Below are 16,481 nucleotides of genomic sequence, written 5' to 3'. Positions count from 1 at the left end.
TCATCAAAGCGCATTCCTCCCGACACTGACCCTACGGGTACAGTGCGGGGCTCCTGCGCTAGTAAGCTGAACAAGTGAGAGGAAGATGAAGTAAGGATGTTCTAAACTCCAGAGGCGATGACAGAAGCCGCAAGAAAAACAAATCCAGACAGCAGGGATCCTGCCCTGGTCGAGATCCCGGCGGAGCTGCAAGCAGGGCTGGTGACAGAGCTGGATTTGATGATCCGGGCCCGCTACCCCCTGGTTTACTTGGTCTCTCCAGAAGAAGAGCCTGCCGATGCCGTGCTAACCCAAGTAGCCAGACGGACAGACCCACCGCGGCAATTGTTGTTCTGGGACTTGGTGCGGGGCTGGCAAGATACAGGCGAGGATCGGGGCTCCATCATGGCAGCTCTGGGGCGGGTGTGGCGCTCTGCCCCCAACGAGGACACCCTGTTTGTGCTGCGGGATCTGCACTTTGTGTTGCGCAACGCCACCAGCGACAAAAACGCTCCCATCATCCGGGAGCTGAAAAACCTCAGCCGCGAGCTCAAGCGCACCCGCAAGATGCTGATCCTGCTCAGCCACACCCTGGAAGTGCCCAGCGACCTGGCAGAGGAGGTCACCGTCGTCGATATTCCCCTGCCCAATAGCGAAGAGATCAGCCGCCTCATCCAGCTCTATGTGGCCCCAGATAAACTCAAGCTTACCCCTCTAGCCCGCGAGCAACTGGTCAAAGCCTGTCAAGGGCTGAGCCGAGAACGTATTCGCCGCGTTTTGGCCCGCGCTTTGGCCGCCAAGCAGGAGGTCAATGAAGCCGATATCGACCTGGTGCTGGAGGAGAAAAAGCAGGCCATCCGCCAAACCGGCATCCTGGAGTTTTTCACCGCCCGCGAGACCCTCAAAAGCGTGGGGGGCCTAGATAATCTCAAGGCCTGGGTGCGGGTGCGCCAGGAAGCCTTTACCGAAGAGGCGCGGCGCTATGGCCTGCCCAACCCCAAAGGCGTGCTGCTGGTCGGGATCCAGGGCACCGGCAAATCCCTCTCCGCCAAGACCATCGCCAATGAGTGGCGGCTGCCCCTGCTGAGATTGGATGCCGGGCGGCTGTTTGCCGGCATCGTCGGCGAGTCGGAAAGCCGGGTGCGGCAGATGATCCAACTGGCGGAGGCGATGGCCCCCTGCGTGCTTTGGATCGACGAAATCGACAAAGCCTTTGGCAACATCACCAGCAGCGCCGATGGAGATTCCGGTACCAGCCGCCGGGTGTTTGGCAGCCTGATTACCTGGATGCAGGAGAAAACCAGCCCTGTTTTCATTGTGGCCACCGCCAACAACGTGCCTCTGCTGCCGCCGGAGCTTTTGCGCAAGGGCCGCTTTGACGAGATTTTCTTCTTGAACCTGCCCACCCAGGCTGAGCGCAAAGAGATCTTCCGGGTGCATTTGCAGCGGTTGCGCCCCAGCCGCCTGCGAGAATTTGACCTGGAAGCTTTGGCAGCCGCAGCTCAGGACTTCAGCGGGGCCGAGATCGAGCAAGCTATCGTAGATGCCATGTACAACGCCTTTGGGGGCAGTGGCAGCAGCACTCGGCGGGACTTTACCCAAGAGGATATCCTGCAGGCCATCCGCGAAACCGTGCCTTTGGCCTCGATTGCCCGCGACCAAATCGAGAGTCTTAAGTGCTGGGCTGCTCAAGCGGGCGCGAGAACGGCCTCTCAAGATGCCCAGGTGCTGCAGGAGATGAAGCAGTGTTTTGCCTCTTCTTGAGATTCAGAATGGGTGAAATCCACCTCCCAGCCCAAATAAGGCGGCTAGTATGCCAATACCCACAGCAACTCCAGCCGCTATCTTCAAGTTTTCTTCTAGGCTTTTAGCATCTGCCTTTTCCTTCATTGCAGTTAGCAAAAATAGCTGATCCTCCCCACTCAGCCCACTTAGGGGATATAGATTCGATAGGGACAGCTTTAAAATGATCGATCCTACTTCTACAGTGAAGCTCAAGCTGGGAAAGCTTCGAGTTCCTATCTTTCTCTATCTGGGCTATTACTGATTTTGCCTCTTCCTGTAGCTTCTTAGCACTCTCAACTTGCGACTTGCTATATCCTTTATCAAAAATGGCCATAAAAAGACTAATAACTGAGATTAGAAAGAGCACAAGCCCGATTGAGCTACTTAAGGCACCAATGAACAAGCTCAGGACTAAAAGCGAGAGGGCACCTAGTATAGTGTCACTTTTGGTGGCAAAGGTATGATCAATTTTAGCTTCCTCTTGTTTTATTCCGATAGAGATCAAGTTTCTCCTTAACTCAGACTTAACTTGCTCTACTCTTTGGTTATAGTTGGCCTCGATGTTTTTCTTACGACGTTCTATCTCTTCTGCAGCTTCCTTTATCTTGTCGAAGTCAAAGGGCCAAGGTTTGCCATCTTGTGTGCTGTAACCGCGTTCTGCTTTTAAGTCTTGGTCATACCCGCTCCCTTTTGTGGGCGAAGTCTGGGAAAGCCTTTGGGAGTCATAGGCTTTTCGCTTCACAGGATCACTCAGGACCGAGTATGCTTCCTGAATAGACTTAAACTTTTCCTCAATGTACTGCCGCCCCTTAACAGGTGTATCTGGGTGAAGTTTATCGGGATGGTATTCTTTGGCAAGCCGCCTGTAGCTCTCTTTAATTTCTTCTACCTGTAGCTCTCTTTAATTTCTTCTAGATTTGCATTGGGCTGTAATTCCAGCTCGCGGTAAAGGTCTTTCATGGGAGGATCCGGCGCAGGGGGCCTTGTGCCAGCTACTTTGATGCAGGGATCCTATTCCCTGAGGGGAAGCCTTGCAAAGTGCTACTCAATACCTAGACTCTTTTTTAAGCCTATTTTAGGGATCGGACAGCTCCAGCCAAGCAGCCCTTGGCTCCTCCCTCAGTAGATGCTTTTTCAAGGCCCAACGTCCAGAAAGGCGGGGTTATGAGCAAGCTGCTGCGGCTTGCCGCGCCAAGACCCACTCCACCAGGGTGCGCACCCCATAACCGGTGGCCCCTTTGTTGTTGTAGCCTGCATCCTTCTCTGTCCAAACGGGGCCTGCTATATCCAGGTGGGCCCAAGGGGTTTTCTCCACAAACTGCTTCAGGAACAGGGCAGCGGTGATGGATCCCCCTGAGCGGGGACCAGTGTTTTTCATGTCGGCCACAATGGAGCTGAGACCCTCGAAGTAGCCTTCCTCCAGCGGCAGGCGCCAGATTTTTTCGCCGGAAAGATTGGCAGCCTGCTGTAGCTCCTGGGCCAGCGTCTCATCTGGGGTGAACAAGCCGGCAATTTCTTCCCCCAGAGCAATCACACAAGCACCGGTCAGGGTAGCCAGATCGAGGATGGCATCAACGCCCAGCTTTTCCGCAAACACCAGGGCATCTGCCAAGGTGAGGCGGCCTTCTGCATCGGTGTTGTTGACCTCAATGGTCTTCTGGTTAGAAGCGGTGAGGATATCCCCTGGGTGGATGGCATGGCCGCTGATCATGTTTTCCGTGGCAGCGACGATGAAGTGCAGCTCCACTTGCGGCTTGAGGGCGGCTAGGGCCCGTGCAGCTCCCAAAACTGCCGCTGCTCCCCCCATGTCGGTTTTCATCATGGCGATGCTGCGGGAGTCGGTTTTGATGTTCAGCCCACCGGAATCGAAGGTCAGCCCCTTGCCCACCAGGGCCAATTTGGTAACAGGATCCCCTTGTGGCGGCTTGTAGGTGAGGTGAATGAACTGGGGCGGCAGGTCAGAGGCTTTGGCCACACCCAAAAAAGCCCCCATCCCCAGAGCCTCGCATTCTTCCTGTCCCAAAATCTCCACCTCTAGACCATATTCCTGGGCCAGTTGGCGGGCGGTATCGGCCAGGGCAAGAGGAGTAACAATGTTGGCGGGGGCAGCCACCAATTCCCGAGCCAAGATGGTTCCTGCCGCCATCTCAATGGCCCGCTGCAACGCGACTTCGTAATCGGGGCGAGCCTGGGCCAACCCCGGCACCAAGAGAGTTACTTCCTGCACAGAAAAGCTGTTTTCCTCTTCCCCTTTGGCTGAAGATTTAAACCGATTGTCCCGGTGCGCCACCAGTAGGCAGGCTTCGGCCACCGCCTGAACCCCACGCACCCGATCCAACCCCGTCTCCGGCAAAGACAGCATCACCTGCTTGGCTTTTAAGCTGTGAGCCTGGCGCAGGCCGTTGGCTGTGGCCCGTCGTAGGGCTTCTAGCGTTAGGGCCGCGGGATCCCCTAGCCCCACCAACACCAGTTTGCGGATCTCTCCTGTCAGGCGCAGGGCAACACTGCTATTCGGCTTCCCCTGAAACCCCTGCTCCTGAACGGTTTCCGCCACCAGCCCCGACCACACCTTTTCATCCCAAGAGGCGATCTCAGGGGGCAGAGGAAAGCGGCCATTCCCGCCGGAAGCGGCAAAGCAATAGACCAGGGCACATTCCCCTTGAGTGAGTGGCGGCTCGCTAAGATGAAGCTGCATGAGAAACCCTTGACCAAGCTGTTGACAGCAGATCCTCAGTTTATCTAATTTTGCCGGCTCTTAGGGCAAGGGATCCCCCCTCTAGTGGGCGGGCCGGAAGATCCCGAAGCAGGAAGTGTAGCCGTGTAAAAAGGTGGATCCCCCAACGGGGCCGATCTCACCATTGCAAAAGAACCCCCCCAAGGGCAGCTCTCCAAGCAATTCCCGAAACCGTTGCGAGTCAAAATCGGGAGTGCCGTACAGGCCCTTGCCTCGCCCCAAACAGGAGAACATCAACGCCCCACAAGGCTCCGGCCTCGGTTGAGAGGGGCTTTGCCTCAAGTTGCGCTCGGCACAATAGCGGCTGAGGGCCCAACGCAGATCTTCTGCCGAAGTCTGGGCATCCCGCAGATGAAATTGCACCGTCTGGCCAGGGCGCACCTGATCCCCGATGGCCAGCGCCCCCACGCGCGGATCAACGCCCAAGATTACGCGAATGAGGAAATCTCCCGGCGTCGGCTCCGACTTGAACTCATCCATCAGCAGGCCGATGAAGAGAGAGTGGCGGGCCAATCGCTGATCCACGGGACTGAGCCGCTCTGCCAAGTCCTGCAAAACCGCTAGAGGAGGGCGACCCTCCAAGCCAAGAATCACATTCCCCTCTGCTTCCGTCACCCGCAAGGGATCCCCAATGGGGCGACACCCCTGGGCCACCACTGCATCCAGCACCACATTGCCGTAGAGCGCCAACCCCACCGTCCCTTCTCGGTACAGCTCCCGCCGAGGTGTGGAGGTACGCGCATCCAGCAAAAACAGAGCATTGCCCCGAGAGCCGCGGCCCCCACTGGCCAATCCCCCCACTTTGACGGATCCCGGATAGGCGAAATCCAACCCCTGCAGCAACTCTGAGATGCCAGAGGAAAATCCATCGGCCAAGAGCAGAAAATGAGGCTTGCTCTGCGGCGAAACCCCAACACAATCGACCCAGGCAGAAGGAGCCGCATCCAAGTCTGGCAATTGGTTCCCCCGCAGATGAAAAGGATGCAGCACCACCTCCGGCATGACCGCCAAAGACAAGGAGAGAGCCGGGCCATCCTCAATTTCATGCCCGCCACCCACAATGCCACCCCCGGAGCAGCCGATCAAAACGTCCACCTCCAGCAGCCCCGACAGCAATGGCAACACCCGGATGTATTCGCTGGCAAAGGCCGCCGACACAAACAAAACCCCCAGGTTGGGCCGCAGAGGCTGAGAGGGAACATACCCTGTCAGCAGCCCCGGCAAGCTGCCGGATCCCACCGTCTGCACCTGCCGACTCAAGGCACTTTTCAGCTGGGCCGCCTGAAGCTTGGCCTTGGCTTCCTCCACCACCTGCCGCAGAGCCGCTTCTAGGGAAGGGAGCTGGGAGAGCGCGTTCACCCACTGCATCGGCGTGTTCCTACGGTCTGGAGTTTGCTGTTTTTAGGCTAGCAATTTATGGCCAGGCTGGCTGTTCTGTGTAGTCTCGCTTTGGGACAGGATCAGGGCAGATAGGGCCGGGGATCCACAGGCGCGCCCCCGCCGGGGCGGACTTCAAAGTGCAGATGCGGCCCTGTGCTCCAGCCAGTGCTGCCGCGGCTCATGATTGTCTGCCCCTGCTGCACGTACTGGCCTGTGGAAACGTAAATCTGATGGCCGTGGGCATAGCGAGTAACAATTCCGTTGGGATGGCGAATGTCCACTCGATTGCCGTAGCCATCCCCAGCATTCCCCGCGAAGATCACCACTCCCTCCTGAACGGCTACAATGGGGGATCCCACGGGGCCAGGAATATCTACCCCTGCATGAAGGCGACCGCGACGGTAGCCAAAGCCAGAGGTGATTTGCCCGGAGACCGGCCAGACAAACCCACTGCTGCGAACCTGGGGAGGGGCTGGAGGGGGCGCTGGCGGAGCCTGTCGGGCGGGAGCTGGGGTGGGCTGCGTACCCGGCGCCGGAATCGTAAGGCGTTGGCCAATGCGCAGCCAGTGGGGATTGCGCAAGTTGTTGGCTTGAATAATGGATCGCTGAGTTACCCCATAGCGGGCGGCGATCCGTTCGATGGTGTCACCGGCTCCAACTGTGTGGGTCAGGGATCCACCGGCCAAGAGGGCCTGCCGTTCTTGTTCCATTTGCTGGGCCCGGCGTTGCTGCTCCGCCTGTAATCGAGCTTGGGCTTCGGCTTGGCGTTGGGCTTCCTCCTCTTGCCGGCGGCGCTCTTCCTCTTCGCGAGCTTTCTGGGCAGCGATCATCTCCTTCTGACGCTGGATCAACTCGCCCACATCGCCGGGGATGAGCAGGCGTTGGCCAATGCGCAGATATTCCGGGCGATCCAGAGGAGTCGCTTCGATAATCCGCTGCTGGGGAACTCGGTAGCGGTTGGCAATGTCCTCCAGTGTGTCTCCCTGCTTGACGGTGTAGATCAATCCCGGCTGGCTGGGGATGAGGAGAACTTGCCCCGGCTTCAGCTCAGTACTGGCCTGAATACCATTGGAGACGGTGATGGCAGCCGCGTCGAGCTGATACATCTGGGTCAGTTGCCAGAGGGTTTCCCCCGGCTGAATTTCATGCTCCAGAATGCCTCTGGGCCCTTCTCCTGTCGGGATTCGCCCTTCTGCGAAGGCTTGGCGCAGCTGCTCCTTTTTCCGCTCGTAGTTTTGCTGCAGAGCGCCAGATAGCGTATGCACAGAGGGTGGGATCGGCTCTACCGCCGGAGACAGGGGGCGATTCAACTGTCGCTGCTGTAGGGTAGCGACTCCGGCCAAGCCCAGCATCAGCAAAAGACCAGTGGCCCAAGCCGGATATCCCCGACGCGCAGGAGCAGAATCCCCCGGCTCTGGATGGGCTGTCTCAGGCTCGGTTGGGCACCTGGGGGTGGCCGGCAGCTGCTCTTCCCCAGCTTCTGCGCAGGGATCCGCCTCCAGCTTCAGAAGCCATACCAGGCCCGTTAAGCTGAGAGAGAGGGCCAAACCAATCCATCTTGGCTTCGACCGCCCAGAGAGAGGGGCTGGAGCCCACTCCAGAAGATAGGCTTCCTCGGCAGATGAATCCGCAGAAGTCCAGGACTGTTCTGAAGGGATCCCTGCCGAGCCCTTTGGGGGTGGGGGGGAAAGGGTGCTCACGGCAGCACCGCGGAAATCCAGCTCCCCGTTTTGGGGATTGGGGAAAGTGGGTTTTAAAGGCATCCTCACACCAACAGGCTGACACTAGAGTGCAAGAGAAGAAGATGTCAAAATGAGGGGCATAAGCCCCTTGGCACCGAGCACCCCAGGGGTGACTCAAGCCGGGGTGGAGCTCGCTAATGAACAGGCTGGCTCGCACTCAGGTTAGAGTACCGTAGTTAACAAATCTAGACAAGTCTTGTCAGGTAATTTCAGCCACAATGCTTGCCTCACAATGGTTCCAGCCCTTGGCTCGTTGAGATTTTGTCGAGCCTCATCCGATTCAAGACAAAGTGCGCCATCGTCTTTTTTTGGAAGACAAAGCCTGTTTTGCTGTAGCTGAAACTACAAACTAGGGATACCCATGGATTTGGTTGTCTATAACACATTGACTCGCCGCAAGGAAGTGTTTCAGCCGCTGGCAGCAGGTGGATCTCAATCCGTTTCCGTCGGCAATTCCCAGGGATCTGCAGCTCCGGTTGCGGGGGAGAAGCCCCTGGTGCGGATGTATGTCTGTGGTGTAACGGTTTACGACCTCTGCCACCTCGGCCATGCGCGTACCTACGTGGTTTGGGACATGGTGCGTCGCTACTTGGAGTGGCGCGGCTACCGAGTGAAGTATGTGCAGAATTTTACCGATGTGGACGACAAGATCCTCAAGCGGGCGTTGGAACGTGGCGAATCCATGCAAGCGGTGGCGGAGCGCTTCATCGCCGAATATTTCCAGGACATGGATCGCCTGAACATCAAGCGGGCCGATCTCTACCCGAGGGCAACGCAATCGCTGCAAGCCATGTTCCAGTTGATCCAATCTTTGGAGCTCAAAGGCTTTGCCTACCGGGTACGGGATCCGATTCGACACCAGACCGACCCGTCTTCCCTCCTGCAAGCGGGACACCAGCCAGAGACCCCCGCCTCTGTTCAGTACTCTGTTTACTACTCTGTCCGCAAATTCCCGGATTACGGCCAGCTATCCGGTCGAAAACTGGAGGAGATGGAGGCGGGAGCCAGTGGCCGGGTAGGAGAAGAAGGAGCCGACAAACAGGATCCCTTCGACTTTGCCCTTTGGAAAGCGGCCCCCCCTTCTGAGCCGGGGTTTGCCTCCCCTTGGGGTTGGGGGCGACCGGGCTGGCACATCGAATGTTCCGCCATGGTGCGAGAGACCCTAGGAGATCACATCGACATTCACGCCGGCGGGGCAGATTTGATTTTCCCCCACCACGAAAATGAGCTGGCCCAATCGGAGCCGATCACCGGCAAGCCGATGGCCAAGTACTGGATGCACAACGGTTTTCTCAACATCAACGGCGAGAAAATGTCCAAATCTTTGGGCAACTTCACCACCCTGCGACAGGCCCTCGCCGTCTATCACCCCATGGCCTTGCGGCTGTTTCTGTTGCAGACCCACTACCGTAGCCCCATAGATCTCACCGAGGCAGCCATGCAGGCGGCTAGCCGTGGCTGGGAAACCCTCCAGAAAGGGATCCACTGTGCCCAGCACTTCTGCAAAGAAGAAAAGGGATCCCCTGATGCTGAGGCCATGCAAGCCTTTCAAGCTGCTATGGACGATGATTTTGGCACCCCTGAAGCGCTGGCTATCGCCTTTGAATTGGCCAAAGAACTCACCCGCGAACACAACCTGTTCACCCATCAAGGCCAAACCCATCTGGAGCCCCAGGCCCTCAAACAAAAAAGCGCTGCCTTGCTGGAGATTTTGGCTACTTTGGGATTCTGTTGGCCCTCATTCTCTGAATTCGAGGGATCCAAAGAAGCAGCTACAAATGGGGAACTTAACTTTAAAAAAATCGAGGAGCTGATCGCGCAGCGCTCGGCAGCCCGCAAGGCGAAAAACTTTTCAGAGGCAGATCGCATTCGGGATCAGTTGAAAGCCTTCGGCATCACCCTCATCGATCAAAAAGATGGCACCACCCGTTGGCTGCGAGAATAGGGGTTGAGGAGCATTCCTCGGGCTCATTCAAAATGGATATGGCTGTAACCTAGGGGCTCAGAGGGGCAAAGTGCTTCTCCCTTCGTTTGGGTTGCTGGAAAAGTTCGGCTAGAGTCAGATCAGTGACTGTGTCAACGTCTCGGCGGATCCCCATGCTCTCTCTGGCTGCAACTGAACCGCATCTGAGTCCCATCGATCTGGATCGCCTGCTTACCCCTGAGATTCAGCGGCCAGCCCGCTACTTGGGCAAAGAGTTTGGCGCCGTCCACCGTCCTTGGGATTCGGCACGGGTGCGTTGGGTGCTGAGCTATCCAGAGCTGTACGAGGTGGGAGCTTCCAACCTAGGCCACCTCATCCTTTACAACATCCTCAACGCTCAGCCGGATCAACTGTGTGACCGCACCTACTTGCCAGGCCCGGATCTGGCTGCCCGCCTGCGGCAGTTGGGGATCCCCCTCTTTGCCGTGGAATCCCGCCGCCCTCTGCGCGCCTTTCACATCATTGGCTTCAGCCTGGCTTACGAGCTGGGGGGCACCAACATCCTGGAGATGCTGGACCTAGCCGGGATCCCGCTCAGGTGGTCGGAACGGCAACCCTTCACCCCGGAAGAGTGCCCTCTGATCTTTGCCGGCGGGCCAACCGCCACCTCCAACCCAGAGCCTTTTGCCGACTTTTTCGATTTCTTCGTCTTCGGAGATGGGGAAGAGGTGCTGCCGGAAATTGGCCAAGTGCTGGCCGGATCCCTGTCCAAGCCCCGCCGAGAGGTCTTGCTGGAGCTGGCCCAGGTGCCGGGGGTGTACGTGCCCCAGTTTTACGAAGGGATCCCGCCTCGACCCATTGTGCCTGGGGTGCCGGAGCGCGTCCGCCGTCGGGTGGCCCTGCCTCAACCCCAATACTCCGTCGGCCTGGTGCCTTTGGTGGAAACCGTCCACGACCGCCTGGTGATGGAAGTGCGGCGGGGCTGCACACGGGGCTGCCGATTTTGCCAGCCGGGAATGCTTACCCGCCCAGCGCGGGATGTGGATCCGGAAGCAGTGGTGGAGGCTGTGGTGCAGGGCTTGCGCAAGACCGGCTACAACGAATTTTCCCTCTCCTCCCTTAGCTGCTCCGACTACCTTTCCCTGCCGGCGGTGGGAGCGGAGCTGCACAACCGTCTCCTCAGAGAACACATTGCCCTTTCCCTGCCCAGCCAGCGGGTGGATCGCTTTGATGAGCAAATTGCCGCCATCATGAGAGGCTCCCGCCGCTCCGGCCTCACCTTTGCCCCCGAAGCTGGCACCCAAAGGCTGCGGGACATCATCAACAAGGGCCTCACCGATGCCGACTTGATTCGCGGCATTCGCACCGCCGTCCAAGAGGGCTGGGACAAAATTAAGCTCTACTTCATGATTGGCCTGCCCGGCGAGACCGACGCCGATGTCCTGGGGATCGCCCGCACCGTCGAGATGCTGCAGCGAGAATGTGCAGCCCTGGGTCGCAAGCGGGTGGAGTTTACCCTCACCCTCTCCAACTTCACCCCCAAGCCCCACACCCCCTTCCAGTGGCACCGGGTAGACTATGCCGACGTGCAGCGCAAGCAAACCCTGCTGCAGAAGGAGCTGCGGCGGCTACGGGGAGTCAAGGCCCACTTCACCGATATCCGCTTCAGCATCCTGGAAGACTTCATCGGCAAAGGGGATCGTTCCCTAGGCCGCATGATCGAGCGGGCCTGGCGGGCTGGGGCCGGCATGGACGCCTGGTGGGAAAACATCGACGCCGCCTACGCTGCCTGGGTGAGGGCCTACTGCGGCGAAGAGGTGGATCCTGCCGCCGATCCGGTCGCCCTCTGCGCCCATCTCCCCATCCGGGAATTGGGCCTGGAGGATCCCTTGCCCTGGGATCACATCGATACCGGCATCGACAAAAAATGGCTGCAAAAAGACTACCGCCGCGCCCTGGAAGCCCTCACCGTGGAAGACTGCTCCTTCGAGGGCTGCTCCGCCTGCGGCATCTGTGGCCCCGGCTTCGGCCACAACATCGTCATTCCCCCTCCGCCCGTCCCGCCCCTGCAGAGCAAACCCACCCCCACCCCGGATCCCCTGGAGCCGGAGCCACCTGCCCAGCGTTTCCGCATCACCTACGGCAAAACCGGGGATCTGCGCTGGCTGGGCCACCTGGATCTCATGCGCCTGTGGGAACGGGCCTGTCGGCGAGCGGGGTTACCTCTGGCCTTCAGCGGCGGCTACCACCCCATGCCCCGCCTGGCCAACGCCAACGCTCTGCCCATTGGCCAGGAAGGCTATGGCGAAATCCTGGATCTGGAGCTGCTGGATCGGCCTGAAGGTCCTCTGACGCCTGAGAAACTGCGCGCCCTTCTGAGCGAACAGCTGCCCCCGGAGATCCCCATCCAAGCCGTCCAAGAAATTAGCCTTCGGGATCCCTCTGCCACCGCAGCCGTTTACGCCGCCGAATATCAGCTTACGGTGAGCTGCGAGTTGCCCAAAGCCGTTCACGGCAGCGGGACGGAGTCCTCTTGGCCCGCCTGGGTCACCCAGATTCTGGATGCGCAGGAAATCTGGATTGAAAAAACCTCCAAGTCTGGCAAGTCCTCTCCCTTCAATGCCCGCGCCCTGCTTTACTACCTAGAGTTTCAGGGCCTGACCCCCGAGGGCAGCGCTTGCCTCCTTTACCGGGGCAGTTGCCGCAACGACGGTGCCTACCTGCGGCCCACCCATCTGGTTCAAATGGCCGAGTCATTGGGGTTGCCCCACTGGACACTACAGACGGCAAAGCGGCTGCGCCTGTTGTGGGAGCATGACTCTAGTCAATAATAAGCTCAACTATACTGAAAATAATGTATAATATGTTCAGTACGGATTACTACCAGTTGATCTTTCTGTTTACTTTCGAGTCTGCCAACATGGTAGCCAAAGCAAAGCAGAAAATTGGTAGTAAGACGACACGGAAACTGCGCTTTGGGTATTCTACTCAAAGCTTTGCGGGATACCGCCATTCTGTTTGGACTCCGTCCCGCTAACGCGAATGGAAACAAACAGAATGCTATCGCTGCATAGTTGAACAGTGATGTTCAGCAGTGTTCAGCGTAAATGTATCAGAACCCCCTAGCCGATCCAGATTGAGCACTTCCTCTGGGAGCAACCCAAGGGCTAAGGGTCTGTCTGGGCTGAGGGATCCCACAAGCGCTATAATGTTGCTATTGCTGGCTCCTGCCGCTGTGGGGCTCGCCAAGCATCAACTTGACCAAGGGCGGGGTGAGCAGCAGGCAAAAGCTGGGCCGGATTCTGGAATGGAGACACTCTTAACTCAGTACCCAGGGCAGGTAACAGGCGTGATGGGGTCGAGTCGATAGGTGCAACAGAAAAGTGTGCCTCTTCGACCTAGCCCAGATCTAACCAGAAAATTTTACCCTGAGAAGGTGCTTCTTTCCGCGCGCAAACCCTGTCTTGTTGTGGACTATCGCTACGCGACGCTTTCGCGAACAGGCTGGGCCGCACAACTGGGGTTCTGCAATGGGCCAGCGTTGGATCTCCCGAGGCGGAGCCGTCTTGCTCCCTGAGCCTATCGATTGAGCCCATCCATGAATCTCCATGCAAACCTCACCGAATCCATTCATCCCATCCGATGAGTTTTCCTTCCAATCAGCAGAAGCCCCCCGCTGTACCCACCAGAGCCAGCATTGGGTAGTTCACATGCACTTAAACTCACCTCACCCATTGGAGAGGAAACAAAGCCAAGCGTCAAAGCAGAGCTGAGGGTAATGGACAGCCCCATGATGAGTCAATCCTGGTCAAAGAAACTTAAGCGGATCCCGGCAAAAGGACAACACCTCGCCAGAATGAGGGTTCAACCCGTAACCGCGTGCCCTTGGGGCGGGGAGGGAAGTTAATGCCCAGGCAGATTGTCATTGCCGAGCAACATCGAGTGGCAGCCGTCTTCGCCGAAGATCAAGTGCAGGAGCTGATCGTCGCCAGCGGCGCTCACCAAGTGGGAGACGTTTACGTCGGAATCATCGAGAACGTTCTGCCCAGCATCGATGCCGCTTTCGTCAACATCGGCCCTGCAGAGCGCAATGGGTTTATCCACGTCAGCGACCTGGGCCCGCTGCGCCTCAAGCGAAGTCATGCCTCGATTTCTGAGCTGGTCTTGCCGCAGCAAAAGGTGCTGGTACAGGTGATGAAAGAGCCTACCGGCAACAAAGGGCCAAGGCTTACCGGAGATTTGGCCTTTCCAGGGCGGTATTTGGTGTTGCGACCCTACGGAAAAGGCGTTCATCTGTCCCGCCGCATCGAGGATCGAGAAGAACGCAACCGTTTGAAGTCGCTGGCCATTTTGATTAAACCCCCGCAGATGGGCCTGTTGGTGCGCACCGAAGCGGAAGGTGTGTCCGAAGAAGCGATGATCGACGACCTGGAGCAATTGAAGAAACTCTGGGAAGATATTCAACAGCAGTATCAGGCGGCACGGGGGCCGGGGCTACTCAACCGGGATGACGACTTTATTCAGCGGGTGCTGCGGGATGTTTACTCCGACGATGTGAACCGTATTGTGACCGACTCTGCGGCAGGAGCGAAGCGAGTCCGTAGCTATCTGCAGGGCTGGAACAAGGGCCAAATGCCCCCTGGTGTCGTTGTCGATGCCCACCGCGAGCCCACCCCCATTCTGGAGTATTTTCGGGTCAACGCGGTTATTCGGCAGGCGCTGCGGCCACGGGTGGATCTGCCCTCTGGTGGCTACATCATCATTGAGCCCACCGAGGCCCTGACGGTAATTGATGTTAACTCGGGCTCCTTCACCCAATCGGCCACTTCTCGGGAGACAGTGCTGTGGACAAACTGTGAGGCGGCTACCGAGATTGCCCGCCAATTGAGGCTGCGCAACATTGCCGGTGTGATTGTGGTGGACTTCATCGATATGGATTCCCGCCGCGACCAGTTGCTGGTTTTGGAGCATTTTAACAAGGCCCTCTCCAGCGACAAAGCTCGCCCACAGGTGGTCCAACTGTCGGAATTGGGGCTGGTGGAGCTCACCCGCAAACGGCAGGGGCAAAGCCTTTATGAGATCTTCGGCCATTCTTGCCCTACCTGTGAGGGGCTGGGGATCCTGGCCCGCTTGCCGGGGGCCGAGCCAGGGCATCTGTTAACAATAGAAAGCGGCCTGACGGTAACGCTACCCACCGAGGCGGAAGGAGGGGATGAGGAAGAGGCCGGCCCGATCCTGCCCCGCGATGGCAACCCCCAACGGGCACGCCTGCGAGTGGGGAGCGATGGGCTGTCTCGAGGCGATAGCCGTGCGCTGCTGCGGCGGTCGCGCTCTGCCCCCGGACAACGACGCCCCAGCCCGGATCCCTTTACGACTTCAGACGATCTGGAGGAAGAGCCACGGGTTGAAATGGGACGCAAGCGTCCCCGTGAAGACTGGGGGGATCCCCGCACCGGCCAGCGCCTCGTTGCCCGGAGCCTGGATACTCCTGTAGAAGAGGAAGCCCCAGAGCCGATGCAACTGCCAGGGGGCGGAGCAGACCTAAAGCGTCAAGAACCCCGCCGTTCTGGCCCTGGGGAAGAGGCAGAATCCGCCTCACGCAAAGATCACACTTCCCCAGCCCGCACCGTTCGCGCCAGCGGGACGGAGTCCTCAGAAGGCCGTCCGGCTCCGGTACGGCAAACCGTCACCGTGGAGATGACCCCGTTACAACAACGGGTCTACTCGGAGTTGGGGCTGTCGCCGCTGTTGCTGCTTGACCAGCCGCCGCCTTGGGGCCGAGACACGGCGGTTAGGGTGGTTCTGCCGGGAACTCTAGAGGCGGAAAGTCCGCCCAGGATGGAGACTGAGGCAACTTCTCAGACAGAGGAGTTTGCACCCGAACCGGAGGCTCTGCAGGAGAAGGAGCTGCTGGACAACCTCTCTCCACCCGAACTTTCTGAACCCGAAATCCCTTCTTCTGAATCGTTCGTGCCAGCAGTGCAGAGCAGCTTGGCCGAGCCAGCCGCGGAACTGGGGATCAGCCCTGCCCAGCAATCTCCAGCAGCCTCCAGGCGACGGCGCTCCCGCAGCAGTTAGGCGCTGCTCTCAAGCCCAGGGGCAGGCATGGGAGTATGGTGGAGCGGGCAAGGCCGAGTTTGATCTGGGAGGGATCCCTTTGGCAGCAAGGGATCCTGCGGGTGGCGGGGGTGGATGAGGTGGGGCGGGGGGCCCTGGCCGGGCCGATAGTGGCAGCGGCGGTGATTTTGCCGGCCCAGATGGATCCCAAAGAACTGGAGGGAGTGAGGGATTCCAAACAACTGCGTCCGCAGCAACGCGCTCAATGGGCGGAACGGATTCGGCAGGTGGCTTTGGCTGTGGGCGTTGGCAGTGCCTCTGCTGCTGAGATCGACCGGCTCAACATTCGCCAGGCCACGGTGCTAGCCATGCAGCGGGCTTTGGCCAAGTTGGATCCAATCGAACACATTTTGCTGGATGGATTGCCGCTGGCCGAGCTGGGATCCCGGCAAACGGCCCTGGTCAAGGGGGATCACATCAGCCTCTCCATTGCCGCTGCTTCAGTTGTGGCCAAAGTCTGGCGAGATGCCTTGATGCAGAGCTGGGATCGGCAGTACCCCGGCTACGGCTGGCGCACCAACGCTGGCTATGGCACGCGGGAGCACCGACTGGCGTTGCAGAACTTGGGGCCCACCCCGCAGCACCGCCGCAGCTTTGCCCCCTTGGCAGAACTGAAAGTCAGCAGATATGATGGTTAATGCAGTTGCATTGCCCACGTAGCTCAGTGGACTAGAGCACTGGGTTCCGGTCCCAGGTGTCGGAGGTTCGAATCCTTTCGTGGGCGTCTTCAGCTAGAAATCGCAGGAGCCCCGCACTGTACCCGTAGGGTCAGTGTCGGGAGGAATGCGGAAGTTATGATAGAACCATGACCCAAGTCCTG

At 58.7% G+C, this 16,481-nt stretch carries 9 protein-coding genes, 1 tRNA gene and 1 pseudogene; 6 read left to right on the top strand and 5 right to left on the bottom strand.

Annotated features, from left to right (window positions below; translation table 11 throughout):
- Positions 1-219 precede the first annotated feature (219 nt).
- Positions 220-1,743, top strand: coding sequence for an AAA family ATPase (locus ACVWXE_RS01565; protein ID WP_457489450.1), 1,524 nt, complete (start codon positions 220-222; stop codon positions 1,741-1,743).
- A 103-nt stretch (positions 1,744-1,846) separates the two neighbouring features.
- On the opposite strand, the gene ACVWXE_RS01560 is transcribed toward ACVWXE_RS01565, so the two are convergent.
- The 5 genes and pseudogenes from ACVWXE_RS01560 to ACVWXE_RS01540 all read right to left on the bottom strand — a co-directional run bounded on the left by ACVWXE_RS01560 (position 1,847) and on the right by ACVWXE_RS01540 (position 7,641).
- Positions 1,847-2,506 carry a J domain-containing protein gene (locus ACVWXE_RS01560; RefSeq protein WP_457489417.1) on the bottom strand — a complete coding sequence of 220 codons (660 nt, stop codon included), beginning with the start codon at positions 2,504-2,506 and terminating at the stop codon, positions 1,847-1,849.
- Between the two features lie 39 nt (positions 2,507-2,545).
- Positions 2,546-2,644, bottom strand: a pseudogene (locus ACVWXE_RS01555) (J domain-containing protein); the annotation flags it as partial.
- A gap of 282 nt (positions 2,645-2,926) precedes the next feature.
- Positions 2,927-4,459 (bottom strand): leucyl aminopeptidase, encoded by a 1,533-nt coding sequence (locus ACVWXE_RS01550; RefSeq protein WP_457404016.1) that lies wholly within the window; start codon positions 4,457-4,459, stop codon positions 2,927-2,929.
- Between the two features lie 81 nt (positions 4,460-4,540).
- A complete protein-coding gene (locus ACVWXE_RS01545; RefSeq protein ID WP_457489416.1) occupies positions 4,541-5,866 on the bottom strand; it encodes an FIST signal transduction protein in 1,326 nt (441 codons plus the stop codon).
- Positions 5,867-5,958: 92 nt separating this feature from the next.
- The gene (locus tag ACVWXE_RS01540) at positions 5,959-7,641 is read right to left on the bottom strand and encodes a LysM peptidoglycan-binding domain-containing protein (protein ID WP_457489415.1); all 1,683 of its coding nucleotides are present in this window, start codon (positions 7,639-7,641) and stop codon (positions 5,959-5,961) included.
- Positions 7,642-7,981: 340 nt separating this feature from the next.
- Here ACVWXE_RS01540 and cysS point away from each other — a divergent pair, with 340 nt between their 5' ends.
- The 5 genes from cysS (at position 7,982) to ACVWXE_RS01515 (ending at position 16,385) form a co-directional block, all read left to right on the top strand.
- Positions 7,982-9,565 carry a cysteine--tRNA ligase gene (gene cysS / locus ACVWXE_RS01535; protein ID WP_457489414.1) on the top strand — a complete coding sequence of 528 codons (1,584 nt, stop codon included), beginning with the start codon at positions 7,982-7,984 and terminating at the stop codon, positions 9,563-9,565.
- Positions 9,566-9,717: 152 nt separating this feature from the next.
- On the top strand, positions 9,718-12,375 hold the full coding sequence (locus ACVWXE_RS01530) for a TIGR03960 family B12-binding radical SAM protein (protein ID WP_457489413.1): 2,658 nt from the start codon (positions 9,718-9,720) through the stop codon (positions 12,373-12,375).
- Positions 12,376-13,450: 1,075 nt separating this feature from the next.
- Positions 13,451-15,622 carry an Rne/Rng family ribonuclease gene (locus tag ACVWXE_RS01525; RefSeq protein WP_457489412.1) on the top strand — a complete coding sequence of 724 codons (2,172 nt, stop codon included), beginning with the start codon at positions 13,451-13,453 and terminating at the stop codon, positions 15,620-15,622.
- 35 nt (positions 15,623-15,657) lie between these two features.
- Positions 15,658-16,299 (top strand): ribonuclease HII, encoded by a 642-nt coding sequence (locus ACVWXE_RS01520; RefSeq protein WP_457445392.1) that lies wholly within the window; start codon positions 15,658-15,660, stop codon positions 16,297-16,299.
- Between the two features lie 12 nt (positions 16,300-16,311).
- Positions 16,312-16,385: transfer RNA gene (locus ACVWXE_RS01515), tRNA-Arg, on the top strand.
- The last annotated feature ends 96 nt before the right edge of the window (positions 16,386-16,481 follow it).

Source organism: Thermostichus sp. MS-CIW-41, from assembly GCF_054058915.1.
This window is presented reverse-complemented; position numbering and strand designations above follow the sequence as displayed.